The following is a 25,108-nucleotide window of genomic DNA, read 5'->3' on the forward strand; positions in this document are numbered from 1 at the left end:
AGATGACCGATACCCCCCTCGCTGACGATGACGCCGAACTGCGCCGCCTGCGCTGGAAATGCCGCCGCGGCATGCGCGAGCTCGACCAGATGTTCGACCGCTACCTGACCCGCTCATGGCGGCAGGCGCCTACCTCCGAGCGGGAGGTCTTCCTACGGCTGATCCAAGTCGAGGACGATAGGCTGTGGCACTGGTTCATGGGGCACGAGGCCGCCAGTGACACGGAACTCGACACGCTCGTCCAACGGATTCGCCAGCTGCCACCTTGAGTGGGGGCCGTCGCGCCAGCTGGCGCTGATGCTCCTGCTGTTGGGTGGGCTTGCGGTGGTGGCGCTGCTTGCAAGCGACCTGCCGCGAGGGTGGGCCTGGCTGGGGGCGCCCCTGGCGCTGGCCTATGCCGCCTGGTTGGCCCGATGCGAGTTGCGCAAGCCGTGGCGGACGTTGCAGGTCCCAGGGTTGCCGCCCGTACGGCAAGGGGAAGAGGCTGGCCCGCTGGAGCCACCGACGCTGGACGGGCATCCGTTGATCGCGTTGGAGGTCCGTTGGCGGGGCGCGGCTGCCTTCCTGCGGTGCCGGGGGCAGGATGGGCGACCGTTCCGGACGGTGCTGTGGCCCGACGTCACCCAAGGGGCAAGTCGCCGTGAACTCCGGCTGGCCCTGCGTGATCGCGAGACTTCGCCGTCACGCCCTTCGGTGGCACCATAGCCGCCATGTTCAAGCCCATCCCCGTTGCCATCGGCCTGCGCTACCTCCGCGCCAAGCGCCGTAACGGCTTCATCTCCTTCATCTCGCTGGCGTCCATCCTCGGCATTGCGCTGGGCGTGGCGGCGCTGATCACCACGCTGGCGGTGATGAGCGGCTTCCAGCGCGAAATTCGCGACCGCATGCTGCAGATGGTCGCCCACGCCACGGTCAGCGGGTACGGCGAGCCGGTGCATGATTGGCAGCACGCCGTGAAGTTGGCCGCCGCGGACAAGCGGGTCGCCGGTGCAGCGCCCTACGTCGAGAAAGAGACATTGCTGACGGGCGCTCGCAACCAACCCGCGATGGTGCGCGGTGTCGTACCCGCGGAAGAACCCAAGGTCTCGGTCATCGCCGACCGGATGGCCCAGGGCAAGTTCGGCTCGCTGCAGCCGGGCAGCTTCAACATCATCCTCGGAAAGGAGCTGGCGCTGTGGCTGGGCGTTGGGGTGGGGGACAAGGTCACGATGATGACGTCCGACTTCCGCAGCACTCCGATGGGTGCGCTGCCCCAGCTGAAGCGCTTCACGGTCAGCGGCCTTTTTGAGGCCGGCTACAACGAGTACGACAAGGGCATGGCCTTCGTCCACATGCAGGACATGCAGCGCGTGCTGCGCATGGGCGACGGCGTGACCGGCGTGCGCCTGAAGCTGCATGACATGGACCAGGCGTGGAATGTGGCGCGTGACCTGGCGCTCAACCTGGGCGACGTCTACCGCGTCAGCGACTGGACCAGCGAAAACGCCAACATGTTCCGCGCGCTCAAGATGGAGAAGACCCTCATCGCGGTCCTGTTGTCGCTGATCATTGCGATGGGCGCCTTCAACCTGGTGTCCTCCCAGGTGATGTTGGTGACCGACAAGCAGGCTGACATCGCCATCTTGCGTACCTTGGGGCTTTCGCCGGGCGGCGTCATGCAGGTGTTCATGGTGCAGGGCTCGCTGATTGGCGTGATCGGCACGGTGCTGGGCGTGGTGGGTGGCGTGCTGTTGACGTTGAACCTGGAGCGCATCCTGTTCGGCATCGAGATGCTGACCGGCTACCAGTTGCTGCCTGCCGACGTGTACTACGTCACCGGGCTGCCAACGGATCTGCAGGGCAGTGATGTCATCATGATCGCGGCCATCGCGCTGGTCATGGCGTTCCTCGCGACGATTTACCCCGCGTGGCGTGCGGCGCGCACGGCACCTGCAGAGGCGCTTCGCTATGAGTGACAACGTGAGCGCATCGAAGATGAACCAGTCCTCCGCCGATACCGTGCTGATGTGCCAGGGTCTTGGCATGACCTATGCCGAGGGCAAGATGCGCACCCCGGTATTCGACGGGCTGGACCTGGCCGTGCGCAAGGGCGAGACCGTCGCCATCCTTGGCGCGTCGGGTGCTGGCAAGAGCACGCTGCTGCACCTGCTGGGCGGGCTGGACAAGCCCACCGCGGGCGAGGTGTTCGTGGCCGGCCAGCAGATGAGCACCCTGTCGGACAAGGCACGCGGCACGCTGCGCAACCGCGCGCTCGGCTTCGTCTACCAGTTCCACCACCTGCTGCCCGAATTCACAGCGCTTGAAAACGTGATGCTGCCAGTGCTGCTCAGCGGCGCTGACGTGGCGGAGGGGCGCAAGCGCGCCTCTGCATTGCTGGAGGCCGTGGGCCTGGCCCACAGGCTGCAGCACAAGCCAGGCGAACTGTCCGGTGGTGAGCGCCAACGGGCCGCAGTGGCACGCGCGCTGGTCAACAATCCGGCCTGCGTGCTGGGCGACGAGCCCACCGGCAACCTGGACGAGAAGACGGCCGCCACCGTTTTCGATCTGATGCTGGGCCTCAACCGGGAGCAGGGCACCAGCCTGGTGCTGGTCACGCATGATCGCCGCCTGGCGCGTCGCCTGGACCGCGTGATGGAGCTGCACGAAGGGAAGCTCCGGCAACTGGCGCCAGACGAGGTCTAGTCGACCATGGAATTCGCGGCAAGGACGCCGCCCTTCGGAGTCACCACCGCGGCCGCGCTGGTGTGCGGTACCGCCGCAGCGCTGTTGTGGCCAACCGCCTTTGGCATGGGCCCGAGCGTGCTCGCGCTGCTGGTCGGCGGCGCGCTGTGGTGGAAAGCGGCGCAGTGGCGTTGGGTCGGAGCCCTGCTGGTTGGCATCGGCCTGTCTGGCGCGCATGCGACGCAGGTGCTGACCGAACAATTGCCTGCGGCATGGGAGAAGCGGGTGGTGACGCTCACCGGGACCGTGGACGACCTGCCCGAGCACGAAGTGCGGCAGACGCGGTTTCTGTTCAAGGTCGATCGCGACGTGTCGCAGCCGGAGCCGCTGCGCGGGCGTCGGCTGCGCGTGTCCTGGAGCGACGCCGACGCCACCCAGCGAGGCAGTGTGCAGGCGGGTCAGCGTTGGCGACTGAGAGTGCGGTTGAAGGCGCCCCGTGGTCTGCGCAATCCCGGGGGTTCGGATGCCGAGAAGCATGCATTCGCGTGGCGCATTACCGCCAACGCCCAGGTGCGCCACCCGAAGACCGCCGAGCGATTGGGAGAGGCGGTGGGCTTGCAGGCATGGCGAGAGCGGGTGTCGATGCGTATCGCCGCAGCCATTCCCGGTGACACATCCCGTTTCGTCCGTGCGTTGGCGATTGGCGACACCCGTGCCATCAGCGATGACGACTGGGCATTGCTCCGGGCCAACGGATTGACCCACCTCATCGCCATTTCGGGCTCGCACGTCGCCGTGGTTTCGGGGTTCTTCGCGGCGCTGGCGTTTGGTTTGTGGTGGCTGCTGCCTGCGCTGGGGGTATTTCTGCCCCGTCGGGTGGCGGCCGCGCTCGCGGCAACGGCGGGTGCCTTGGCCTACACCGCCGCGGCCGGCTTTGCGGTGCCCACGGTGCGAACGGCGTTGATGATCGCGGCTGTCTCGCTGGCACTGGGCGGACGTCGCCGGGTGTCGCCCTTCGATACCTTGGCGCTGGCGGGGATTGTGGTCGTGCTGTATGACCCGCTGTCGGTGCTGGGAGCGGGCTTCTGGCTCAGCTTCATGGGCGTCGCGTGGTTGATGTGGTGCCTTCCCCAGGGAGGGCGCCAGCCGGTGCGGGAGTTTCTGTCGGCGCAGGGCGTGGCGACCATCGGCCTGTTGCCGATGGCCGTGCTGCTGTTCGGGCAGGTTTCGATGGCCGGACCGGTGGCCAACCTGGTGGCCGTGCCATGGTGGAGCCTGGTGGTCGTGCCGCTGTCGCTGATGGGGGGCGCACTGGAATCGTTGCTTCCCGGGCTGGGCGTCTGGCCCCTGCGGGCCGCGGCCTGGTGCTTTGACCTCAGTTGGCCGCTGTTTGAATGGCTGGGCAACAGCCCTTTTGCGTTGTGGTGGGTGGCCGAGTCGCGCTGGTTCGCCCTGCCGCTGGCGTTGCTGGGGGCGTTCTGGTTGTTGCTGCCGCGCGGTGTGCCCGGTAAGCCGCTTGCCCTGCTGCTCTGGCTGCCCTTGTTGTGGCCCGACCGGCGGTTGCCGGCCCACGGGGTGGCCGAGGTCACGGTCATCGACGTGGGCCAAGGCCTGTCGGTGCTGGTGCGGACGGCGAGCCACAGCTTGCTGTACGACACCGGCCCGGCCATGAGGGACGGCTTCGACGCCGGCGAGCGGGCCGTGCTGCCGACGTTGCGTGCCAAGGGCGTGTCTTGGATCGACCGGGCCGTGCTCAGCCACGGGGACAATGACCATGCGGGTGGACTGGAGGCGGTCCGCGCGGCCTACCCGTTGCCGTCACTGCTGGGGCCGGAAGGCAGCGGCATCAAAGGTGCCCGCAATTGCGTCGCCGGGGACAGCTGGGACTGGGACGGCGTGCGTTTTCGCTTCCTGCACCCGACTCCGTACTTTCCCTACCTGGCCAACGATTCCAGTTGCGTGCTGCGCATGGAGACCCGGCAGGGGGTGCTGCTGCTCACCGGTGACATCGGCGACATCATCGAGCGCGAACTGGTCCGCCGTGAGCCCTCGGCGCTGGTGGCCGACGTGGTGGTCGTGGCCCATCACGGCAGCGAGACCTCTTCCGATCCGGCTTTCGTCAAGGCGACCCAGGCCCGGCACGCCATCATGTCCACTGGCCACGGCAACCTGTTCCGGCACCCGCGGCCCGCCATCGTCCAGCGCTGGCGCGACGCGGGCGCCACGGTGTGGGACAGCGCCCGCACGGGCGCGATCACATTCAGGTTGGGCGAAGGTGTGCCCGTGCCCGAAACGCGACGGGCAACACACCGTCGCCTGTGGGACGCCGAACAGCGCTTGGAGCAGGGCCGGGCTGGGCTATCCTATCGGTCGGATTGAGACGGCCGCGTGCCGGAGGTTTGCGAGTGCTGGAACTGGTCAAGGCAGGCGGTTGGCCCATGATCCCGCTACTGATGCTGTCGGCGCTCGCGCTGGCCCTGATCGTGGAACGCGCATGGACCCTGCGCCGCAAGGTCGTGATTCCGCCGGGGCTGGGCAAGGAAGTGCGTGACTGGGCCGGCGGCGGCAAGCTGGACCCCACCCACATCGACACCCTGCGCCGCACCTCGCCGCTGGGTACGCTGCTCGCCGCGGCGCTGGACGTGCGCAACCGTCCCCGTGACCAGATCCGCGAGCGCATCGAGGACGTGGGCCGCCACCTCGTCCACCGGATGGAGCGCTACCTAAACACGCTCGGCACGATCGCCGCCGCCGGCCCGCTCCTGGGCCTGTTCGGCACCGTCGTGGGCATGATCCAGATGTTCCTGGGCATCCTCGACCACGGCATCGGCGATGTGAACCAGCTGGCCGGCGGCATCGGCAAGGCGCTGGTGTGCACCGCGGCCGGCATGATCGTGGCGATCCCGGCGCTCGTCGCCCACCGCTGGTTCCGTGGCCGCATCGCCGAATACATCGTCGACATGGAGTCCGAGGCCATCGCGCTACTGGACACGATCGAGCCGCGTCCGGCCTCGGCCAAGGTGGCGCCTGGCGCCCACGGCATCACCCCGCCGGTGAGCGCGAGCTGACGCATGCGGATTCGCGACCACCGCGCCGACGACGAGCCGGAGATCAACCTGGTCCCGATGATCGACGTCATCCTGGTGTTGATCATCTTCTTCGTGGTTACCGCCACGTTCGACGCACGCAGCGTGCTGAAGCTGGAATTGCCGCGTGCCACCGGCGAGGCCAGCGACTCCAACCAGGCGCTGTCCATCCTCGTGAACGCCAACGGCCGGTACTTCGTGCACGACCGCGAGGTGCTGCGCGATGATCTGGATTCGCTGAAAGCCACGATTGCGGAAGTCGCCGGCAACGACCGCGAGCGACCCGTGCTGCTGCGTGCCGATGCGCGTACCCCGCACCAGGCGGTGGTGACGGCGTACGACGCACTCGGCCAACTGGGCTTCCGCAAGGTGATGATCGCCACCGCGCCCACGCCCAAGGCACCCGCTGGGGCGCGTCAATGAGCGACGCGTCTTCGTCGTGGGAGACCTATCGACGCCTGATTTCTTTCGCCCGGCCGTACCGGGTGTTGCTGCTGGTAGGCCTCGTGGCTGCACTGGTGGAAGCGGCCGCCGCGGGCGCATTCACCATGCTGATGAAGCCGATCGTCGATGAGACCTTCATCAGCAAGAATGCCCAGCTGAGCCTGATTCTGCCGCTGCAGATCGTGGGCCTGTTCGTGGTGCGCGGCATCGCGGGCTATATCACCGACATGAGCATGGCGCGTTCCAGTCGTGGCATCGCCCGCGACCTGCGCGTGCAGGTGCTGGGCAAGTACCTGCGCCTTCCCGGGCTCCGCTTCGACAGCGAGCCTGTGCCGTCCATGCTGACGCGCCTGGGATCGGACAGCGACCAGATGGCCGCTGCCGCCATCGACGCGATGAAGGTGATGATGCAGCAGGCACTGCAGGTGCTCTTCATGCTGGCCGTGATGTTGCACACCAGCTGGAAGGTCACCCTGGCCATCCTGGTATTGGCACCGCCGCTGGCCTGGGTGATGGACAACGTGGGCCGCCGCTACCGCCGCATCAGTCATCGCATCCAGGAGAGCAGCGGGCAACTGCTGCAGTTGGCGGACCAGTCCTTGTCCAACCAGCAGGAGGTCAAGGTCTACGGTGCGCAGGACGCGGAGCTCAACCGGTATGCCGGGCAGGCCAACACCCACCTGCGCCTGAGCATGAAGGTGGAGTCCACCCGCAGCATCTCCTCGGCGATGGTCCAGTTGATGGGCTCCGTGGGGCTCGCCGCGTTGCTGTTCATGGCCGGCCGCGAGGCCGTGGCCGGACGCCTCAGCGCAGGCGGCTTCGTGGTGTTGATGACCTCGATGATGGCCATCATCCCGGCGATCAAGCAGCTGACCAACGTGCAGGGCATGCTGCAGCGCGGCGTGGCGTCGGCGCAGCGGCTGTTCTCGGTGCTGGATGCGCCGGACGAGCCTGACCGGGGCACCCAGGCGCTCGCACGCGCGCAGGGCCTCGTGGAGTTCCGTGATGTCACCGCCCGCTACCCGGGGCAAGCGCAGCCGGCACTGGCGAATGTCAGCTTCGTCGCGCGCCCGGGCACCGTGACCGCCATCGTGGGCCGTTCCGGCAGCGGCAAGTCCAGCCTGATCAAACTCATCCCCCGTTTCTACGAGGCCGAGTCCGGGCAGATCCTGGTGGATGGGCAGCCGGTCGAACGTTATCGCCTGGCCGATCTGCGCCGTCAGATTGCGCTCGTAGGCCAGCAGGTCATGCTGTTCGACGGCACCGTCGCGGCCAACGTGGCCTATGGTGAGATGGAGCAGGCACCGCCCGAAGGGCTGGAGCGCGCCATCCGCGGCGCCAACGCCATGGAGTTCGTCGAGCGGTTGCCGGAGGGCGTTCAGACGTCCATCGGCATCAAGGGTGGTCGCCTTTCCGGCGGCCAGCGCCAGCGCCTCGCCATCGCCCGGGCCATGCTCAAGGACGCGCCCATCCTGATCCTGGACGAAGCCACCGCCGCGCTGGACACCGAGTCCGAACGCCTGGTGCAGGACGCGCTGGAACACCTGATGCCGAACCGCACCACGCTGGTCATCGCGCACCGCCTGTCCACCATCGAGCACGCCGACCAGGTGCTGGTGATGGACGAGGGCCGCATCGTGGAACGCGGCAGCCACGCCGAACTGCTGGCCCGCGACGGGCTGTATGCCCACCTTCACCGCATGCAGTTTCGAGAGGCGCAATGAGCGGACCGCAAGGCGCGCCCCGCGATCATCATCCGGCGTGGTGGTATGGCGACACGCCCGTCCCCTTGCATGCCCGACTTTTTGCCGCCCTGTATGGCGTGGTGGGGGCGTTGCGCCGCCGCCTCTACCGCATGGGGTTGTTGCGCCGCCGTCACCCCGGTATCCCTGTCGTGGTGGTGGGCAACATTACCGTCGGTGGGGCTGGCAAGACGCCGCTCACGATTGCGCTGGTCGAGCGCCTGCGTGCCGAGGGGTGGAACCCGGGTGTGGCAACCCGCGGCTACGGTCGCGACAACCCCCGGCGGGCCCTCTGGGTCGAGCCCGGCACAACGCCGCGGGAAGGGGGCGACGAGCCCGCGCTCATCGTGCGCCGGACGGGGGTTCGCCTGCGCGCCGATGCGCGCCGCGCTGAGGCGGCGCTGGCGCTGGCGAAGGCCGGCTGCGACATCGTCGTTTGCGACGATGGATTGCAGCATTACGGATTGCAGCGCGACGTCGAGATCGAGGTCATCGATGCGCGCCGGCGCTATGGCAACGGCCAGTTGCTGCCCGCCGGTCCATTGCGCGAACGGCCCGCGCGGGCGCGCCTGTGCGATTTCCGGGTGGTGAACCTCGGCGGACCCGGCACCCCCACGCTGAACGGGGAAACCGGCTTTGGTGAGTGGCCGATGCGTCTGCGTGCCGAACGTGCGATTCCGCTCGCCGGCGGACGGGCTCGCAACCTGTCCGACTTCGCGGGGCAGCGCGTGCATGCCGTGGCCGGCATCGGTGATCCAGAGCGCTTTTTCAACATGCTGCGTGGCTTCGACATTGCGGTCGTGCCCCATGCGTTCGCGGACCACCATCGCTACACCCGCGCGGACTTCGAGTTCGGAAGCCGCCTGCCGGTGCTGATGACAGAGAAGGACGCGGTCAAGTGCGCGGAATTCGGTAGCGACCTGTTTTACAGCGTGCCGATCGACGCCGAGTTACCCGAGGCCTTCTGGGTGGCCTTGCTCAATCGCCTTTCCCAAGCCCGCACTTCCCATCACCAAGCCGCGCCATGACCGATTTCGTTGTCGCCATTCCCGCCCGTTACGCCGCCTCGCGCTTGCCTGGCAAACCGTTGCGCCTGCTGGGTGGTGAGCCCTTGGTGCTGCATGTGGCCCGCCGCGCACTGGCTGCTGGCGCACGCGAGGTCTGGGTGGCTGCCGATGACGAACGCATCGCCACTGCCTTGGAGGGTTGTGGCGTGCAGGCGGCCATGACCTCAGTCGACCATGCCTCGGGCACCGACCGCCTGGCCGAGTGCTCCACGATCGCGGGTTGGTCCAACGACACCATCGTGGTCAACCTGCAGGGTGACGAGCCATTCGCGCCCGCGAGCGGCATCCGCCTGGTGGCCGAGTTGGTACGCGACAGCGGCGCCCCGATGAGTACGTTGGCGGCCCCGATCACCGACGTCGAAGTACTGTTCGACCCCAACGCCGTCAAGCTGGTGACGGCCCAGAGTGGCGATGCGCTTTACTTCAGCCGGGCGCCCCTGCCGTGGCCGCGCGATGCCTTCGCCAAAGACCGGACGTTCCTGCCCGACGACGACGTGTGGATGCGGCACATCGGCATCTATGGCTACCGTGCGGGCTTCCTGCGCCAGTTTGCCGCGATGCCACAAGGGCGGCTGGAGAAAGTGGAGTCGCTGGAACAACTTCGCGTGCTCGAGGCCGGCCACCGGATTGCCGTGGCCATGACCCCTGAGCCGTTCCCGCCCGGCGTGGACACGCCCGAAGACCTGGCCCGGGCCGAAGCGCTGGTCACCAGCCGGAGCCACTGACGATGAGCGAACCCGTGCGGTTGCTGGTGGTGTGCCTCGGCAACATCTGCCGGTCACCGATGGGTGAAGGCGTCCTGCGGGCCCGCATCGAGGCGTCAGCCTTGCGTGGTCGCGTATTGGTGGAGTCTGCCGGAACCGGCGATTGGCACGTGGGTCAACCGCCGGATCGGCGGGCGATCGCGACGGCCGCGCGCCATGGCGTGGACATCGGTGGCCTGCGTGCGCGGCAGTTCCGTCGCCGCGACGCCGAGGCGTTCGACTGGCTGCTGTGCGCGGACCGCGACAACCTGTCCGACGTCCGGGCGCGCATCGATCCCGCCTTGCACGAACGAACGGCGCTGTTGCTGGAGTGGAGCGGGGTGGCCGAAGCGGACGAAGTCCCCGATCCCTATACGGGCGGGACCATGGAGTTCGAGCACAGTTGGTCCCTGCTGGAGCGCGCCGCCGATGGCGCCATCGCGCGCCTGTTGGGCCGCCAGGGGCAATGGCGCTGAGTCCGGCACGCACCGGCTGCCGGATGCTTGCCCTGACGCATAATCGGCCCCAGATGACGTATCGATGCAGGACCCGATGACCACCGACGTGCCTCCATTCGACGGCAAGGCCTTCGTTCGAACGCTCAGCACCGCGCCAGGCGTGTACCGGATGATCGCGGGCGATGAATCGGTGCTGTACGTCGGCAAGGCGGGCGCGCTGAAGAACCGCGTGTCCAGCTATTTCAATGCCACGCCCAAGTCGGCGCGCATCATGTCCATGCTGTCGCAAGTAGCGCGCATGGAGGTCACGGTCACGCGCACCGAGGCCGAGGCATTGATCCTCGAGAACGAGCTGATCAAGTCGCTCAAACCGCGCTACAACGTGCTGCTGCGCGACGACAAGAGCTACCCGTACGTGCTGCTGACCAATGAAACCTGGCCACGCATCGCGATGCATCGTGGTCCGCGTGCCGTGCCGGGTCGCTACTTTGGCCCGTACCCCAGCGTGATGGCGGTCCGCGACACGCTCAATCTGATCCACAAGCTGTTCCGCCTTCGCAACTGCGAGGACAGCGTGTTTCGCAACCGGTCGCGACCGTGCCTGCAGCACCAGATCGGGCGCTGCACCGCACCGTGCGTTGGGTTGGTGCAGGCGCGCGATTACGCCGAGAGCGTTCGCCGCGCCACGCTGCTGCTGGAAGGTCGCAGCGATGAGCTGACCGGCGAATTGACGAAGGCCATGGAGGAATCCTCCGAACGGCTGGATTTCGAGAACGCGGCGCGCTTGCGCGACCTCATTGCCTCCATCCGTACCCTGCAGGCGCGCCAGTACGTGGATGGCCGGGCAGCCGACCTGGACGTGCTGGCGATCGCCATGCACGGCGCCCAGGCCTGCGTGCTGCTGCTGGCGTTCCGCGACGGTCGAAACCTCGGTACCCGTGCGTTCTTCCCCCGCACCAACGGCAGTGACAACCCGGAAGAAGTGCTCGCGGCCTTCGTTTCGCAGTACTACGGCGAGCAGAATCCGCCGCGCGAGATCATCCTGGACCGTGACATCCCCGACCGCGAGATGATCGAACAGGCGCTGTCTGCGTCCAGCGACCGGCGGGTGCAGATCCGTCACAACGTGCGCGCCGAACGCGCCGGTTACGTCGACCTGGCGCGGCGCAATGCCGAGATGTCGCTGGCCGCCGAACGCACCAGCCACGCCGCCCAGCATGCGCGCGCGCAGGCACTGCGTGAACTGCTGGACATGCCCGAGTTGCCAAAGCGCATCGAGTGCTTCGACATCAGCCACACCATGGGCGAGGCGACCGTGGCGTCCTGCGTCGTGTTCGATGCCGAGGGGCCGGTGCGCGGCCAGTACCGCCGTTTCAACATCACCGGGATCGAGCCCGGCGACGACTACGCGGCCATGCACCAGGCCATCTATCGCCGCTTCAGGCGTGCGATGGAGGAGCGGGCATCCGTGCTGGAGGGCACGCGCGGAGCGGAGGCGCGCGGCCAAGCAGAAGGAGCCGAGGTCCCATGGAGGGCCGACGTCATGGAGGCGACGGGCGAGGCCAGCGTGAATGGTGCCAAGGCACCGTCACGCAAGCACCCGCGCGCGTCCTCCGAGCTGGGGGTTCTTCCGGACATCCTGCTGATCGACGGCGGGGCAGGGCAGGTCGCCCAGGCCCGGGCCGTACTCGAGGAGCTGGGGGTCGAGGGCGTATTGCTGGTGGGGGTCGCCAAGGGGCCCGAGCGCCGCCCCGGTGATGAGGAACTTCTGCTCCCGGACGGCCGCTCGGTGCGTCCCGGCGCGGAGTCGCCCGCGCTGCAACTGATCCAGCAAGTGCGTGACGAGGCGCACCGTTTTGCCATTACCGGGCATCGGGGCCGTCGCCAGAAGGCCCGGAGTGTCAGCCGTTTAGAGGACATCCCCGGCATCGGCCCCCGCAGACGCGCTAACCTGTTGAAGCACTTTGGCGGCCTGGGGGGGCTCAAGGCCGCCGGCGTTGAGGAAATTTCCCGGGTCGAGGGCGTCAATGCCGCCCTTGCCGAGCGGATCTATGCGACCCTGCACGGACTGGAATCGCGGAGCGAATGATGAAGTTGACGGTACCCACCATCCTGACCCTGCTGCGGATCGTGATGATCCCGGTCTTGGTCGCGGTGTTTTATTTGCCGTACAAATGGACCGGTTTCGCCGCTGCCTTCATCTTCGCGTTTGCGTCCATCACCGATTGGCTGGATGGATGGATCGCGCGGCGTTACAACCAGCACTCCGCTTTCGGCGCGTTCCTGGACCCCGTCGCCGACAAGTTGATGGTGGCCACGGCATTGCTGTTGATCGTGCAGAAGCACCCCACGCCGTGGATGGCGTTGTGGGCCGCGGTGATCATCGGCCGCGAGATCGCGGTGTCCGCGCTTCGTGAATGGATGGCGGAGCTTGGGCAGCGCGCCAAGGTCAAGGTAGCCACGATCGGCAAGCTCAAGACCGTCGTGCAGATGGTGGCGCTGACCGTGCTGCTGTACTCGGCGCCCGATCGATTGGGCGATCCGCTGACGCTGCTGTTCAAGCTGGGTGACTGGATGCTGGCTGTCGCCGCGTTGCTGACGTTGTGGTCGGGCATGGCCTATCTGCGTGCCGCGTGGCCCAGCCTGCGCGCGGATGTGAAAACCAGTTGACATACTGCGTTCCATGCCTAAAATGGCGCTTCCTCTGCGGGAATAGCTCAGTTGGTAGAGCACGACCTTGCCAAGGTCGGGGTCGCGAGTTCGAGTCTCGTTTCCCGCTCCAGTTTCAAGGGGTTTTACCCCGAGACAAGGCCCCGGAATCGGGGTTTTGTTTTTTCAGCGATTGCATCGTGTGAATGGTGCAATCGTGGCTGCAGGCGGTATGCTGTGGCCTGTCGCGAAAGCGAACGTCATCCGGCCGGGTGGCAGAGTGGTTATGCAGCGGACTGCAAATCCGCGTACGCCGGTTCAATTCCGACCTCGGCCTCCAACTTCAGGACCCCGCTTCGGCGGGGTTCTTTTTTTGTTCGGATGGATGCCTGTTGCGACCTGGTGGCTTGGCGTTGCAGTCCAGTCGGACTGAATGACAGGAATGCAGCAGACGCTATTCACAAACAGGATTTTTGCTGTAGAATAGCGGACCACGCGGGAATAGCTCAGTTGGTAGAGCACGACCTTGCCAAGGTCGGGGTCGCGAGTTCGAGTCTCGTTTCCCGCTCCAAATTCAGGGGTTCACCCCACATAAAGCCCCGCGCTCGCGGGGCTTTGTCGTTTTCCCGCCCAGAGTCACGTCCCGAGTCAGCTTCGGGGTCGGTCTGCTTCGTTCCGGGCTCGGTTGGCGCGCGATCTTAATGCCGGAAAAGGGCGCGGATAGGTGTTTGGCCTGTCGCCAAGGCACTTGCCTTTAGCTTATGCTTCGACAATGCTAGAAAGATGGAAATAAAAGATGCCGTCAGTCGCTTGTCCGCCCTCGCGCACCCCTCTCGCCTGGCTGTCTTTCGCCAGCTGATGGAGCTGGGGCCGGAGGGCGCCTTTCCCGGTGACTTGAGCGAGGCATTCGATTTGCCGGCTGCGACGCTATCGTTTCATTTGAAGAATCTCGTGCAGGCGGGCCTGATCGAGGCCGGGCACGAAGGACGTCACATTCGTTATCAGGCCAACTTTCGCGCAATGCAGGAGCTGGTCGATTTCCTGACCCAGAACTGCTGTGGCGGCGACCCTTCCAGATGCGCTCCAGACGGCCGGGTGCCGACGAGCACGGTCCGCGTGAGGTCGCGTGCCGGCTGATCGACCGGTCTTCTCCTTGCCCCAACACCCCTCAACTTCATTACCGAGCTCGAAGCATCATGACCATCCGCGTGGGTATCAACGGTTTTGGCCGCATGGGTCGGCTGACATTGCGTGCGGCCTGGGGCAACCCTGAATTTCAGTTCGTGCACATCAACGACCCAGCGGGCGACGCCGTAACCCTGGCGCACCTCGTCAATTTCGACTCCGTCCACGGTCGTTGGGCGCATGAGGCGACCGCGGAAGGCGACGCGATCCGCATCGATGGCCGCCGTATCCCCGTGACGCGCAACAAGGAGCTTGGCGCCACCGATTGGTCAGGTTGTGACGTGGTTATCGAGGCCTCCGGCAAGTTCCGCAAACCCGACGTGCTGCAGCCCTATCTGGACCAGGGGGTGAAGCGGGTCGTCGTCACGGCGCCCGTCAAATCCATGGGCGCGCTCGACGTTGTGGTGGGTGTGAACCACCAGCGCTTCGATCCGGAACGCCACCGCATCGTTTCGGCGGCTTCGTGCACCACCAACTGCCTCGCGCCGGTGGTCAAGGTGATCCACGAAGGGCTCGGGATTCGCCATGGCAGCCTCACCACGATCCACAGCCTAACCAACACCCAGGTCATCGTCGATGCGCCGCACAAGGATCTGCGCCGCGCGCGGTCGTGCGGAAGCAGCCTCATTCCCACCTCGACGGGCTCTGCCACAGCGATTGCGGAGATCTTTCCCGAGCTCAAGGGGCGGTTGAATGGCCATGCCGTCCGCGTTCCGCTCACCAATGCGTCGCTGACCGACTGCGTATTTGAGGTCGAGCGTCCGACCACCGTGGAAGAGGTCAATGCCCTGTTGCAGGCAGCGGCCCAGGGTGAGCTCGCCGGGATACTGGGCTATGAGACACGGCCCTTGGTCTCCATCGATTTCCTGCACGATCCGCGCTCCAGCATTGTCGATGCGCTCTCGACGATGGTCACCAATGGGACGCAGGTGAAGATCTATGCTTGGTATGACAACGAATGGGGCTACGTGAACCGTACCGCCGAGCTTGTGCAACTTGTCGGTAGGGCAGGCTGAAGCCATGCGCTCGCGGCTGTCCCAGGATGTCCGGCAGTACCTGCTCGTCACGGGCAACTACTGGGCATTCACGCTGACCGATGGCGCGCTCCGCATGCTGGTGGTGCTGCACTTCCACCAGCTGGGGTACAGCCCGTTGCAGGTGGCGTTGCTGTTCCTGTTCTACGAGGTCTTTGGTGTCATCACCAATCTGGTTGGCGGGTGGTTAGGGGCCCGCATCGGTCTCAACCGCACCATGAACCTCGGGCTGGGCCTGCAAGTGGTCGCCCTGTCGATGCTGATGGTGCCGGCGGGATGGCTCACCGTCCCCTGGGTGATGGCCGCACAGGCCTTGTCCGGCATCGCCAAGGACCTCAACAAGATGAGTGCCAAAAGCAGCATCAAGCTGCTGGTGCCGCAGGGGGCGCAAGGCACATTGTTCCGATGGGTGGCCGCGCTCACGGGGTCGAAGAATGCGCTGAAAGGCGTTGGGTTCTTCATTGGCGGCGCGCTGCTGGCCTCCGTTGGCTTTACGGAAGCCGTGGCCATCATGGCCGGGGCGCTGCTGCTTGTATGGGGCTTCAGCCTGGCGCGGCTGAACCGCGACATGGGCGTGGCAAAGTCAAAACCGAAGTTTCGCGACGTATTGTCGAAAAGCCGGGCGATCAATTTGCTGTCTGCCGCGCGCATGTTCCTGTTTGGTGCTCGGGATGTGTGGTTCGTCGTGGCGGTGCCCGTGTTCATGGCCACCAACCTTGGCTGGGACTTCTGGACGATTGGCGGTTTCATGGCGCTTTGGGTGATCGGCTACGGCGTCGTCCAGTCGCTGGCGCCTTACCTGACGGGCAAGCGTGGCGGTCACGTGCCGGATGGGCGGGCCGCCTTCGCGTGGGCCATCCTGCTTGCGGGAATCCCTGCGGCGATGGCATTTCTGCTTGCGCAGGGGCAGCCCCCGCAGACCGTGCTGGTGGTCGGTCTCGCAGTCTTTGGCGCCGTGTTCGCGATCAATTCCTCCTTGCACAGCTATCTCATCGTCAGCTACGCAACCGAGGATGGAGTGTCTTTGGACGTGGGCTTCTATTACATGGCCAACGCGTTGGGTCGCTTGCTGGGCACGGTGTTGTCAGGGTGGGTATTCCAGGCCCATGGCTTGTCGGCGTGCCTGATCGTCTCCGCGGTCCTAGTTGGGCTTGCGGCATTAGTCTCTGTAGCATTGCCACGCCACGCGGTCGACGCTGCTGCGTGAGGCCGTCCGCTGCGGCCCTGCTGCCCGGTCGAATTGCACTTCAGGCGCGTGTAGAATCCATGCGGCCGGCGTGTTTGCGCGCCGCGCTCCATCTGCCCGGATGGTGAAACTGGTAGACACAAGGGACTTGAACAATTTGAGCCCTCTGGGGGAAACGCCAGGGGTGCATTCCGTCAAAGTCGGCGAACGCCCTGGTCACTTGAGTGCCGAGCCAACGCCGAGCCAAGCCTTTGGGCAACCAAGGGAAGGTGTAGAGAGCAGACGGCGGACGCCTACGGCTGCAAGGCTACGGTGAAGGCGTGCTCCAGACCACGAACAGTGCTTGCACTGGCGGCGAAAGCCGAAGTGGTAAGAAAATCCCTCGGAGGCGACTCCGTGCCGGTTCGATCCCGGCTCCGGGCACACCCGCATTTCCTTCCGGTCCTTGGATTACGAATTCGGTGATCCGGGCAGTATCCTCACGGGATACCGTGACGATAGGGAGTGTCCATGACCCGTTATGCCCCTTACGCCATCAGCGTGGTGCTTGCCGCGCTGGCGTGCTATCTGGCCGTGCGCATGGGCGGGTTGTGGTGGGTCGGTGTGGCGCTGTTTGGCGGTCTTGCCGCGCTGGGAACGGCCGATGTGCTGCAGCGGCGCAGTACCTTGCGGCGCAACTACCCGTTGCTGGCGCATTTCCGGTACAGCCTGGAGTCCATCGGCCCCGAGCTGCGTCAATACTTCTTCCAGTCCGATACCGTGGAAGTGCCGTATTCAAGGCAGCAGCGCGCACTGATCTACCAGCGGTCGAAGTCGGTGAACGACGTACTTCCCTTTGGCAGCCAGCAGGATGCGTACGCGCACGATTACGAATGGATCAACCATTCGATGGCGCCGACACCGCATCGCAGCCACGATTTTCGCATCATCATCGGCGAGCAGTGCGCGCAGCCGTATTCGGCCAGTGTGTTCAACATCTCGGCGATGAGCTTCGGGGCGCTTTCGGCCAATGCCATCCGCGCGCTCAACAAGGGCGCCAAGCTGGGCAACTTCTACCATGACACCGGCGAGGGATCGATTTCGCCCTACCATCGCGAACACGGTGGCGACCTGGTGTGGGAAATCGGCTCCGGCTACTTCGGCTGCCGGAACGATGACGGCAGCTTCAGCGAAGAGCGGTTTGTCGCCAATGCGCGGGACCCGCAGGTCAAGATGATCGAAGTGAAGCTCTCCCAAGGCGCCAAGCCGGGCCATGGGGGTGTACTTCCGGCGGCCAAGGTGAATGCGGAGATCGCGGCCACGCGCGGTGTGCCGCAGGGGATCGACTGCATTTCACCCTCGCGCCACAGTGCGTTCAGCACGCCAAAGGAGTTGCTCGCTTTCGTGGCGCGCCTGCGTGAACTCTCCGGTGGAAAGCCGGCCGGTTTCAAACTGGCCATCGGGCATTCGTGGGAATGGTTCGGCATCGCCAAGGCCATGGCCGAGACCGGCATCCTGCCGGACTTCATCGTGATCGACGGGGCGGAAGGCGGGACGGGCGCCGCGCCTGCGGAATTCATTGACCATGTCGGCGTGCCGATGCATGAGGCGCTCATGCTGGTGCACAACACGCTGGTCGGACTGGAGTTGCGCGATCGCATTCGCATCGGAGCGGCGGGCCGCATCAGCAGCGCCTTCGACATCGCCCGCACGCTGGCCATGGGGGCGGACTGGTGCAATGCCGGGCGAGGTTTCATGTTCGCACTCGGCTGCATCCAGTCACTGAGCTGCCACACTGACCATTGCCCGACCGGGATCGCCACGCAGGATCACGCCCGCTGGAAGCATCTGGATGTGACCGACAAGGGGCAGCGGGTCCTGAACTTTCACCAGAACACGATGAAGGCGCTGCGGGACCTGCTCTGTGCCGCGGGGCTGGAGCATCCCGACCAGCTGGGGCCCGAGCACATTCTGCGGCGCGTGTCGGCGGTGGAAGTGCGGTCGCTCGCCGCGCTTTACGCGTTCCTCAAGCCGGGCGACCTGGTGGGTCGCATTCCCGCGCATGCGGTGTTCCAGCAGTTCTGGGCTGCAGCTGACAGTGAAAGTTTTTCAGCCCCTGCCAGCGTGCAATCCCTGCGCAGGTCCAAGCTGGTGTAGGTGCCGCGGCTCGAGGCCCGTCAATCGAGCAGTTCCAGCACCTTCTCTGGGGGGCGTCCAATGACGGCCCGGCCGCGGTGCACGAACACCGGCCGCTCGATGAGGCGAGGGTGGGCTGCCATGGCTGCGATCAACGTGGCTTCGTCCAGCGACGGGTCCTCGAGGCGCAGTTCCTTGAATTCGGACTCGCCGGTGCGCAGCAGTTGGCGGGCGGGCAGGCCGAGCAGGGCCAACAGCGCGCGCAACTCAGCCGCCGAAGGCGGTCTGTCAAGGTAATGGACGACCTCCGGTGCGAGCCCGCGGGCCTCGAGCAGTTCCAATGCGCCACGTGATTTGGAGCAGCGCGCGTTGTGGTACAGGCGGGTCACGTTGGACAGGTCGGTCATCGCGAAATCCTCCAAACGCAAAAAGCCGGCACAGGGCCGGCTTGGTGCTTGAAACTGGTGGGCGGTGCAGGGATCGAACCTGCGACCCTTGCCGTGTGAAGGCAATGCTCTACCGCTGAGCTAACCGCCCGGGTTGGGCTGCGCAGTATACGCACGTAATTTCAGGCTGCCAAGGGGGCTGAACGAAATTGACGGGCTCCAGCGCCCTCGATGGACGTGGTTAGCGGATACTCGAGACGCGGCGGTCTCCCCCCTGCGCCAAGGTGGGGCGATGCTGGATGGCACCCAGGACCAGTGAAAGGGTGAACGGCCGCGCCAGGCGGCGCGATCCGTTGACAGAATAGTCCCCGTGCCATGCACTGGTCGCCTGATGGGGCGGCGATCTGATACCCCGGTCGAACAGAGGAGGAGCGGATGCGGTTCTCGATGGATGTGGAAGGTGCCCGGGTCGCGATCATCGGCCTGGGCTACGTGGGGCTTCCCTTGGCCGTGGAGTTTGGCAAGCAACTCGACACACTGGGGTACGACATCAATGCCGCTCGCGTCGACGAACTGCGGCAGGGGCGGGACAGCACGCTGGAAGTCGAGAGTGAGGAGCTGAAGCAGGCCTCGCGATTGGGCTTCACGACCCGTCTTGAGGATCTGGTTTCCTCCAATACCTACATCGTCACGGTCCCGACGCCGATCGACCAGGCCAAGCGTCCGGACCTGCGCCCGTTGGAAGGCGCCAGCCGGGCGGTGGCGCAGGTCCTCAGGCCAGGGGACGTGGTGGTGTTCGAAAGCACCGTGTACCCGGGGTGCACGGAGGAAGTCTGCGTGCCGCTGCTGGAACAGGGGTCCGGGCTGAAGTTCAACCAGGACTTCTTCTGCGGTTACAGCCCCGAGCGCATCAACCCGGGCGACAAGGAGCATCGGGTCAGTACCATTCGCAAGGTGACCTCAGGCTCGACCCCGGAGGTCGCCGAGTATGTCGATGCCCTCTATCGTCGGATCGTCACCGCGGGTACCCACAAGGCGCCCACCATCAAGGTGGCGGAGGCTGCGAAGGTGATCGAGAACACCCAGCGCGACCTCAACATCGCGCTGGTCAACGATCTGGCGATCCTGTTCAACAAGCTGGGCATCGACACGCTGGACGTGCTGGAGGCGGCCGGTACCAAGTGGAACTTCCTCCCGTTCCGGCCGGGCCTGGTGGGTGGCCATTGCATTGGCGTCGATCCCTATTACCTGACCCACAAGGCGCAGGAAGTGGGGCACCACCCCGATGTCATCCTCGCGGGGCGGCGCACCAACGATGGCATGGGCGGCTACGTGGCGGGGCAGGTCATCAGGCTGATGGTATGCAAGGGCATCAACCCAGTGTCATCCCGGATCCTCGTGTTGGGACTCACCTTCAAGGAGAACTGTCCCGACCTTCGTAATACCCGCGTGGTGGATATCGTCCACGCCCTCCATGAGTACTGCACCCAGGTCGACGTGCACGATCCCTGGGTGAGCGCCGAGGAGGCCCGGCATGAGTACGGTTTGGAGCCGATCTCCGATCCTGCGCAGGGGACTTACGACGCCATCATCGTGGCGGTGGGGCATGACCAGTTCCGGCGGCTCGGGGCCGAGGGAATCCGGGCCTTCGGAAAGCCGGCGGGCAACGTGGTGTATGACGTCAAATACGTGCTGCCCAGGGATCTGGTGGACGGACGGCTCTGACCCCGGACGGGATGCGCCGGTTCCTCCCTTCAGCCATTCAAGGGGAATTGTCCGATGGCCCGAATCGTAGTCACAGGCGGTGCCGGCTATATCGGTAGCCATACCTGTGTCCTGCTGGCGCATGCGGGGCACGAGGTGACCGTGGTGGACAGCCTGGTCAATGCTTCCCCCATGGCCGTGGAAAGGGCGTCCGCGCTGGTAGGTCAGAAGATCGACCTGATCGTCCAGGATGTATGCAGCCAGGGCGCAATGCGTGGTGTGCTGCAGGGTGCCGACGCCGTGGTCCACTTCGCGGGCTTGAAGGCGGTGGGCGAAAGCGTGGAACAGCCGCTTGCCTACTACGCGAATAACGTTGGTGGGACCATCTCCTTGCTGAAGGCGATGGGCGAAGCGGGCGTGAATGCCATCGTCTTCAGCTCTTCGGCGACGGTGTATGGCAATCCCGAGTGGTTGCCGATTGACGAATTGGCGCGAACCGGGGCGACCAATCCGTACGGCCACAGCAAGTTGATGTCCGAGCAGATCATCCGCGATGCGTGCGTCGCCAATCCGGACCTGGCGGGCGTGTTGCTGCGCTATTTCAATCCGGTTGGAGCCCATCCGAGCGGGCACATTGGCGAGGATCCCAACGGAGTGCCAAACAACCTGATGCCGTTCGTCGCCCAGGTCGCCGTCGGACGGCGGGACAGATTGCAGGTCTTCGGAGGCGACTACCCGACCGCCGATGGGACCGGCGTGCGCGATTACATCCACGTGATGGATTTGGCCGAGGCGCACGTGGCGGCAGTTGAGCATGCCCTTGGGGCGCGTGGCGCCATCACCTTGAACCTGGGGACCGGTACGGGGTATTCCGTGCTGGAAATGGTGCGCGCGTTCGAAAAGGCTTGCGGTCGCCCAATCCCGTTTGAAATCACCGGTCGGCGCGCTGGCGACGTTGCCGCGCTGTGGGCCGACCCCACGCTCGCGCAAACGACGCTGGGGTGGCGCGCGCGTCGCGGACTTGGTGAAATGTGCAGGGATGCGTGGGCATGGCAATCGGCCAACCCGCACGGATACGGGACGTGATCGGCGGGTCCGGTCTTTCGTCATTGGCGGCGCGCGCCGCCGCACTTGAGGATTCTCGATGAAGGTTCTTGTCACGGGCACCGCCGGTTTCATCGGCTCCCATGTTGCCCAGCGACTGCTGGCCCGAGGCGATGAGGTGGTCGGCTTCGACAGTCTCAACGATTACTACGACGTCAGCCTCAAGCACGCGCGATTGGCGCTGCTGATGGACAAGCCGGGGTACACCCATGTCACGGCCGACCTGGCGGATCGGGCGGCAGTGGAAGCGGTTTTCGCCCGCTACAAGCCCGAGCGCGTGGTGCATCTCGCGGCGCAGGCGGGTGTACGGTATGCAGCACAGAATCCGCATGTGTATGTGTCCAGTAACGTCACCGGCTTCCTGCATGTGCTGGAGGGGTGTCGCCATCACGAGGTTCAGCACCTGGTGTATGCGTCGACCAGTTCGGTTTACGGCGCCAACACGAAAATGCCCTTCTCGGAACACGACTCCGCCGAGCACCCGCTGACCTTGTATGCGGCGACCAAGAAGGCCAATGAGCAGATGGCGCACAGTTATGCCCATCTGTACGGCATTCCCTGCACGGGCCTTCGCTTCTTCACGGTTTACGGCCCGTGGGGTCGTCCCGACATGGCGCTCTTCCTGTTCACGAAGGCCATCCTGGAAGGACAGCCCATCCGCGTCTTCAACCATGGGCGCCACAAGCGCAGCTTCACCTACGTCGATGACATCGTGGAAGGCGTGATCCGCAGCCTGGACACGGTGCCCGGACGGGATCCCAACTGGCGTGGCGATGCCCCGGATCCCGCCACCAGCGGGGTCGCGCCGTATCGCCTGTACAACATCGGCAACGAGCAGCCGGTGGAGTTGCTGCGCTATATCCAGGTGCTGGAGCAGTGCCTGGGGCGGGAGGCGCAGATGGAGCTGTTGCCGCTGCAGCCTGGCGACGTGCCGGACACCGAAGCGGACGTGTCGGACCTGGTCGCCAACGTGGGATATCGGCCGGTCGTGCCTGTCGAGCAGGGCGTTGCGAACTTCGTCGACTGGTATCGCGACTACTACAAGGTCTGAGCCCTTCGATCGGCCGCCCCGAGCCCCGCGCCGGTGCTGCGCGATCGACGCCGTGCCGTTAGGCTATTGGAATTGCGCGTTTGAGGAGTACATCGCCAGCATGATCCCTGTCATCCTTTCCGGTGGCTCCGGCACGCGGCTCTGGCCGCTGTCGCGCGAGGCGTTCCCCAAGCAGTTCCTGAGCCTGGTGGGCGACGAGTCGATGCTGCAGGCCACGTGGCGCCGGGTGGCGCCGCTGGCTGCGGCTGGTCCCATCGTGGTAGCCGGCGAAGACCATCGCTTCATGGTGGCTGAGCAGTTGCGCGAGGCGGGCTGCCTTGGCGCGACCATCCTGCTGGAGCCGATTGCACGCAATACGGCGCCCGCCATCGCGGCGGCAGCGCTGGAGGCCATGCAGGGTGGGGAGGACCCCCTGTTGCTGGTGCTGCCATCCGATCACGTCATCATCAATGGCGAGGCTTTCCGCCAGGCCGTGGAAGCGGCGTCGCCAGCGGCGGCGGACGGCGCCCTGGTCACCTTTGGCATCGTTCCTGCCGGGCCGGAGACCGGGTACGGCTACATCCTGGCCCAGGCGGGTGACGGTGTGCGCACGGTCGAGCAGTTCGTGGAAAAGCCGGACCTGGAGACGGCCAAGGGCTACGTGGCCAGCGGCGACTACTTCTGGAACAGCGGCATGTTCCTGTTCCGCGCGTCAGCGTTCCTGGGCGAATTGGCGGCGCATCAGCCCGCGATGCTGTCGGCCTGCCGTGACGCACTGGCGCGCGCGCGCCGTGACGAAGACTTTGTTCGACTCGACAAGGCGGCGTTTGCCGCGTCGCCATCGGACTCGATTGACTATGCGGTGATGGAGCGCACCCAGGCCGCGGCGGTGTTGCCCGTTGACGTGGGCTGGAGTGACGTGGGCAGCTGGTCTGCCCTGTGGGAGGTGGCCGAACAGGATGGCGACGGCAACGCCCACCATGGGGACGTGCTGGCGCACGATTGCCATGACACCCTGGCTTGGGGGGATGGTCGCCTGTTGGCGCTGCTGGGCTTGAAGGATGTCGTGGTAGTGGATACGGCCGACGCCGTCCTGGTGGCACACAAGGACAAGGTGCAGGAGGTCAAGGACATCGTCGCCGAACTCAAGCGGCGTGGGCGTCAGGAGCCCACTTGGCACCGGAAGGTGTACCGGCCTTGGGGCAGTTATGACTCGATCGACCTTGGCGAGCGTTTCCAGGTCAAGCGGATCACGGTCAAGCCCGGTGCGTCGCTGAGTCTGCAGATGCATCACCACCGTGCCGAGCATTGGATCGTGGTCAGTGGCACCGCGCGCGTGACCCGTGGCGACGAGTCGGTCCTGCTGTCCGAGAACCAGAGCACCTATATCCCGCTGGGAGTAAAGCACCGGCTGGAGAATCCGGGCGTGGTGTCGTTGGAGTTGATCGAGGTGCAGTCCGGCAGCTATCTGGGAGAGGACGACATCGTTCGCTATGAGGATGTCTACGGGCGCTGACTGTCATGCTGATCGAAGTGCCAGCGGCTTAAACTGAGCGGGATGGAAGGGGGCGCGGCACTGCGTCCCGTCACACTGGAGATCGCGTGGGCGTTCGCATTCGCAAGGCAGTATTCCCGGTAGCCGGTCTTGGCACCCGTTTCCTTCCCGCCACCAAGACGGTGCCGAAGGAGATGATGCCGATCGTGGACAAGCCGTTGATTCAGTACGCGGTGGACGAGGCGATCGAGGCAGGTTGTGACACGCTGGTTTTCGTCACCAACCGCTACAAGCATGCGGTGGCCGATTACTTTGACAAAGCCTACGAGCTCGAGCAGAAGCTCGAGAAGGCGGGGAAGGAGTCGCAACTCGCGCTGGTGCGCAACATCCTGCCGCCGCACGTGCGTGCGGTTTTCGTGACCCAGGCGGAAGCGTTGGGCTTGGGCCATGCCGTTCTGTGTGCGAAGCCGGTCGTAGGCAACGAGCCGTTTGCCGTGATGTTGCCCGATGACCTGATCTGGAATCGCAAGGGAGACGGCGCGCTCAAGCAGATGGCCGACCTGGCCGAGCGTGAGGGCGCGAGCGTCGTCGCGGTGGAAGACGTGCCACGCGCCATGACGGGCAGCTATGGCATCGTCGATGCACCCGCGTTTGACGGGCGCTCTGGCCGGATCCGGTCGATGGTGGAGAAGCCCGCGCCGGAGGATGCGCCCAGTACGCTGGCCGTGGTGGGCCGGTACGTGCTCGATGGCCGTATTTTCGACCTGCTGGAACGCACCCCGCCGGGCAAGGGGGGGGAAATCCAGCTCACCGATGCCATCCAGAAGTTGCTCGCGGAGCGGCCGGTGCATGCTTTCCGTTTCCAGGGCACGCGCTTTGACTGCGGCAGCCATCTGGGCCTGATCGAGGCCACGATCCGTTTCGCGCTGGACAACGAGGCCTTGAGTGCGTCGGCGGCGCAGGCCATGCGCACGGCACTGGACGAGCTTGGCGTGGTGGAGCACTGAGCGCTCCACCCT

22 protein-coding genes, 4 tRNA genes and 1 pseudogene are annotated in these 25,108 nt (G+C 65.6%); 25 read left to right on the forward strand and 2 right to left on the reverse strand.

All coding sequences use genetic code 11. The features are described 5' to 3' along the window. Positions 1–2 precede the first annotated feature (2 nt). The 20 genes and pseudogenes from ACYVBS_RS09030 to ACYVBS_RS09125 all read left to right on the forward strand — a co-directional run bounded on the left by ACYVBS_RS09030 (position 3) and on the right by ACYVBS_RS09125 (position 18,391). On the forward strand, positions 3–269 hold the full coding sequence (locus ACYVBS_RS09030) for an FAD assembly factor SdhE (RefSeq protein ID WP_460823189.1): 267 nt from the start codon (positions 3–5) through the stop codon (positions 267–269). A gap of 28 nt (positions 270–297) precedes the next feature. Next, entirely contained in the window at positions 298–705 is a 408-nt protein-coding gene (locus ACYVBS_RS09035) for a hypothetical protein (protein WP_460823191.1), read from the forward strand. Positions 706–710: 5 nt separating this feature from the next. Next, positions 711–1,955: a lipoprotein-releasing ABC transporter permease subunit gene (locus ACYVBS_RS09040; RefSeq protein ID WP_460823192.1), complete on the forward strand. Its 1,245-nt coding sequence runs from the start codon at positions 711–713 to the stop codon at positions 1,953–1,955. Between the two features lie 19 nt (positions 1,956–1,974). After that, positions 1,975–2,682, forward strand: a complete 708-nt coding sequence (gene lolD / locus ACYVBS_RS09045; protein WP_460823394.1) for a lipoprotein-releasing ABC transporter ATP-binding protein LolD — start codon at positions 1,975–1,977, stop codon at positions 2,680–2,682. 6 nt (positions 2,683–2,688) lie between these two features. Beyond that, positions 2,689–5,173 (forward strand): annotated as a pseudogene (locus tag ACYVBS_RS09050) (DNA internalization-related competence protein ComEC/Rec2); the annotation flags it as partial. Further along, on the forward strand, positions 5,067–5,729 hold the full coding sequence (locus ACYVBS_RS09055; protein ID WP_460823194.1) for a MotA/TolQ/ExbB proton channel family protein: 663 nt from the start codon (positions 5,067–5,069) through the stop codon (positions 5,727–5,729). The pseudogene ACYVBS_RS09050 and the gene ACYVBS_RS09055, both read left to right, overlap by 107 nt. Positions 5,730–5,732: 3 nt before the next feature. Next, on the forward strand, positions 5,733–6,170 hold the full coding sequence (locus ACYVBS_RS09060) for an ExbD/TolR family protein (protein WP_460823196.1): 438 nt from the start codon (positions 5,733–5,735) through the stop codon (positions 6,168–6,170). Next, complete coding sequence (gene msbA / locus ACYVBS_RS09065) at positions 6,167–7,915, forward strand: lipid A export permease/ATP-binding protein MsbA (protein WP_460823197.1); 1,749 nt, start codon at positions 6,167–6,169, stop codon at positions 7,913–7,915. The genes ACYVBS_RS09060 and msbA overlap by 4 nt, the downstream gene beginning before the upstream one ends. After that, positions 7,912–8,961: a tetraacyldisaccharide 4'-kinase gene (lpxK, locus tag ACYVBS_RS09070; protein WP_460823199.1), complete on the forward strand. Its 1,050-nt coding sequence runs from the start codon at positions 7,912–7,914 to the stop codon at positions 8,959–8,961. Before msbA ends, lpxK begins: the two co-directional genes overlap by 4 nt. Continuing rightward, complete coding sequence (kdsB, locus tag ACYVBS_RS09075; protein ID WP_460823200.1) at positions 8,958–9,725, forward strand: 3-deoxy-manno-octulosonate cytidylyltransferase; 768 nt, start codon at positions 8,958–8,960, stop codon at positions 9,723–9,725. Before lpxK ends, kdsB begins: the two co-directional genes overlap by 4 nt. Positions 9,726–9,739: 14 nt before the next feature. Continuing rightward, positions 9,740–10,219 carry a low molecular weight protein-tyrosine-phosphatase gene (locus ACYVBS_RS09080; protein WP_460823396.1) on the forward strand — a complete coding sequence of 160 codons (480 nt, stop codon included), beginning with the start codon at positions 9,740–9,742 and terminating at the stop codon, positions 10,217–10,219. Between the two features lie 76 nt (positions 10,220–10,295). After that, a complete protein-coding gene (gene uvrC, locus ACYVBS_RS09085) occupies positions 10,296–12,290 on the forward strand; it encodes an excinuclease ABC subunit UvrC (RefSeq protein ID WP_460823201.1) in 1,995 nt (664 codons plus the stop codon). Then, complete coding sequence (pgsA, locus tag ACYVBS_RS09090) at positions 12,290–12,871, forward strand: CDP-diacylglycerol--glycerol-3-phosphate 3-phosphatidyltransferase (RefSeq protein ID WP_460823202.1); 582 nt, start codon at positions 12,290–12,292, stop codon at positions 12,869–12,871. The genes uvrC and pgsA overlap by 1 nt, the downstream gene beginning before the upstream one ends. Before the next feature lie 36 nt (positions 12,872–12,907). Then, positions 12,908–12,983: transfer RNA gene (locus ACYVBS_RS09095), tRNA-Gly, on the forward strand. A gap of 133 nt (positions 12,984–13,116) precedes the next feature. After that, positions 13,117–13,190: transfer RNA gene (locus ACYVBS_RS09100), tRNA-Cys, on the forward strand. Positions 13,191–13,345: 155 nt separating this feature from the next. Further along, positions 13,346–13,421 (forward strand) — tRNA-Gly (locus ACYVBS_RS09105). Positions 13,422–13,633: 212 nt separating this feature from the next. Further along, entirely contained in the window at positions 13,634–13,987 is a 354-nt protein-coding gene (locus ACYVBS_RS09110; protein ID WP_460823203.1) for an ArsR/SmtB family transcription factor, read from the forward strand. Between the two features lie 59 nt (positions 13,988–14,046). Beyond that, positions 14,047–15,051, forward strand: coding sequence for an ArsJ-associated glyceraldehyde-3-phosphate dehydrogenase (locus ACYVBS_RS09115; RefSeq protein ID WP_460823205.1), 1,005 nt, complete (start codon positions 14,047–14,049; stop codon positions 15,049–15,051). Positions 15,052–15,055: 4 nt separating this feature from the next. Then, positions 15,056–16,276, forward strand: coding sequence for an organoarsenical effux MFS transporter ArsJ (gene arsJ, locus ACYVBS_RS09120; RefSeq protein WP_460823206.1), 1,221 nt, complete (start codon positions 15,056–15,058; stop codon positions 16,274–16,276). A gap of 489 nt (positions 16,277–16,765) precedes the next feature. Then, a complete protein-coding gene (locus tag ACYVBS_RS09125) occupies positions 16,766–18,391 on the forward strand; it encodes an FMN-binding glutamate synthase family protein (RefSeq protein ID WP_460823207.1) in 1,626 nt (541 codons plus the stop codon). Between the two features lie 20 nt (positions 18,392–18,411). Here the strand turns inward: ACYVBS_RS09125 and arsC are convergent, their stop codons facing one another. Both arsC and ACYVBS_RS09135 read right to left on the reverse strand, forming a co-directional pair. Continuing rightward, complete coding sequence (arsC, locus tag ACYVBS_RS09130) at positions 18,412–18,777, reverse strand: arsenate reductase (glutaredoxin) (protein WP_460823208.1); 366 nt, start codon at positions 18,775–18,777, stop codon at positions 18,412–18,414. Positions 18,778–18,832: 55 nt separating this feature from the next. After that, positions 18,833–18,907: transfer RNA gene (locus ACYVBS_RS09135), tRNA-Val, on the reverse strand. Positions 18,908–19,191: 284 nt separating this feature from the next. Here ACYVBS_RS09135 and tviB point away from each other — a divergent pair. The 5 genes from tviB to galU all read left to right on the forward strand — a co-directional run bounded on the left by tviB (position 19,192) and on the right by galU (position 25,096). Beyond that, complete coding sequence (gene tviB / locus ACYVBS_RS09140) at positions 19,192–20,481, forward strand: Vi polysaccharide biosynthesis UDP-N-acetylglucosamine C-6 dehydrogenase TviB (RefSeq protein WP_460823209.1); 1,290 nt, start codon at positions 19,192–19,194, stop codon at positions 20,479–20,481. Between the two features lie 54 nt (positions 20,482–20,535). Next, a complete protein-coding gene (gene galE, locus ACYVBS_RS09145; protein ID WP_460823210.1) occupies positions 20,536–21,546 on the forward strand; it encodes a UDP-glucose 4-epimerase GalE in 1,011 nt (336 codons plus the stop codon). A gap of 58 nt (positions 21,547–21,604) precedes the next feature. Continuing rightward, positions 21,605–22,615, forward strand: a complete 1,011-nt coding sequence (locus tag ACYVBS_RS09150) for an NAD-dependent epimerase (protein ID WP_460823212.1) — start codon at positions 21,605–21,607, stop codon at positions 22,613–22,615. A 91-nt stretch (positions 22,616–22,706) separates the two neighbouring features. After that, entirely contained in the window at positions 22,707–24,110 is a 1,404-nt protein-coding gene (locus ACYVBS_RS09155; protein ID WP_460823397.1) for a mannose-1-phosphate guanylyltransferase/mannose-6-phosphate isomerase, read from the forward strand. A gap of 86 nt (positions 24,111–24,196) precedes the next feature. Beyond that, a complete protein-coding gene (galU, locus tag ACYVBS_RS09160) occupies positions 24,197–25,096 on the forward strand; it encodes a UTP--glucose-1-phosphate uridylyltransferase GalU (RefSeq protein WP_460823213.1) in 900 nt (299 codons plus the stop codon). Positions 25,097–25,108: the final 12 nt, after the last annotated feature.

This window comes from Lysobacter olei, assembly GCF_054777355.1.

Bases quoted from the DNA above. Each gene is read 5' to 3' on its own strand.
- ACYVBS_RS09030 (WP_460823189.1), top strand. From the start codon at position 3: ATGACCGATACCCCCCTCGCTGACGATGACGCCGAACTGCGCCGCCTG.
- ACYVBS_RS09035 (WP_460823191.1), top strand. From the start codon at position 298: ATGCTCCTGCTGTTGGGTGGGCTTGCGGTGGTGGCGCTGCTTGCAAGC.
- ACYVBS_RS09040 (WP_460823192.1), top strand. From the start codon at position 711: ATGTTCAAGCCCATCCCCGTTGCCATCGGCCTGCGCTACCTCCGCGCC.
- lolD (WP_460823394.1), top strand. From the start codon at position 1,975: ATGAACCAGTCCTCCGCCGATACCGTGCTGATGTGCCAGGGTCTTGGC.
- ACYVBS_RS09060 (WP_460823196.1), top strand. From the start codon at position 5,733: ATGCGGATTCGCGACCACCGCGCCGACGACGAGCCGGAGATCAACCTG.
- msbA (WP_460823197.1), top strand. From the start codon at position 6,167: ATGAGCGACGCGTCTTCGTCGTGGGAGACCTATCGACGCCTGATTTCT.
- lpxK (WP_460823199.1), top strand. From the start codon at position 7,912: ATGAGCGGACCGCAAGGCGCGCCCCGCGATCATCATCCGGCGTGGTGG.
- kdsB (WP_460823200.1), top strand. From the start codon at position 8,958: ATGACCGATTTCGTTGTCGCCATTCCCGCCCGTTACGCCGCCTCGCGC.
- uvrC (WP_460823201.1), top strand. From the start codon at position 10,296: ATGACCACCGACGTGCCTCCATTCGACGGCAAGGCCTTCGTTCGAACG.
- pgsA (WP_460823202.1), top strand. From the start codon at position 12,290: ATGAAGTTGACGGTACCCACCATCCTGACCCTGCTGCGGATCGTGATG.
- ACYVBS_RS09110 (WP_460823203.1), top strand. From the start codon at position 13,634: ATGGAAATAAAAGATGCCGTCAGTCGCTTGTCCGCCCTCGCGCACCCC.
- ACYVBS_RS09115 (WP_460823205.1), top strand. From the start codon at position 14,047: ATGACCATCCGCGTGGGTATCAACGGTTTTGGCCGCATGGGTCGGCTG.
- arsJ (WP_460823206.1), top strand. From the start codon at position 15,056: ATGCGCTCGCGGCTGTCCCAGGATGTCCGGCAGTACCTGCTCGTCACG.
- ACYVBS_RS09125 (WP_460823207.1), top strand. From the start codon at position 16,766: ATGACCCGTTATGCCCCTTACGCCATCAGCGTGGTGCTTGCCGCGCTG.
- arsC (WP_460823208.1), bottom strand. From the start codon at position 18,777: ATGACCGACCTGTCCAACGTGACCCGCCTGTACCACAACGCGCGCTGC.
- tviB (WP_460823209.1), top strand. From the start codon at position 19,192: ATGCGGTTCTCGATGGATGTGGAAGGTGCCCGGGTCGCGATCATCGGC.
- galE (WP_460823210.1), top strand. From the start codon at position 20,536: ATGGCCCGAATCGTAGTCACAGGCGGTGCCGGCTATATCGGTAGCCAT.
- ACYVBS_RS09150 (WP_460823212.1), top strand. From the start codon at position 21,605: ATGAAGGTTCTTGTCACGGGCACCGCCGGTTTCATCGGCTCCCATGTT.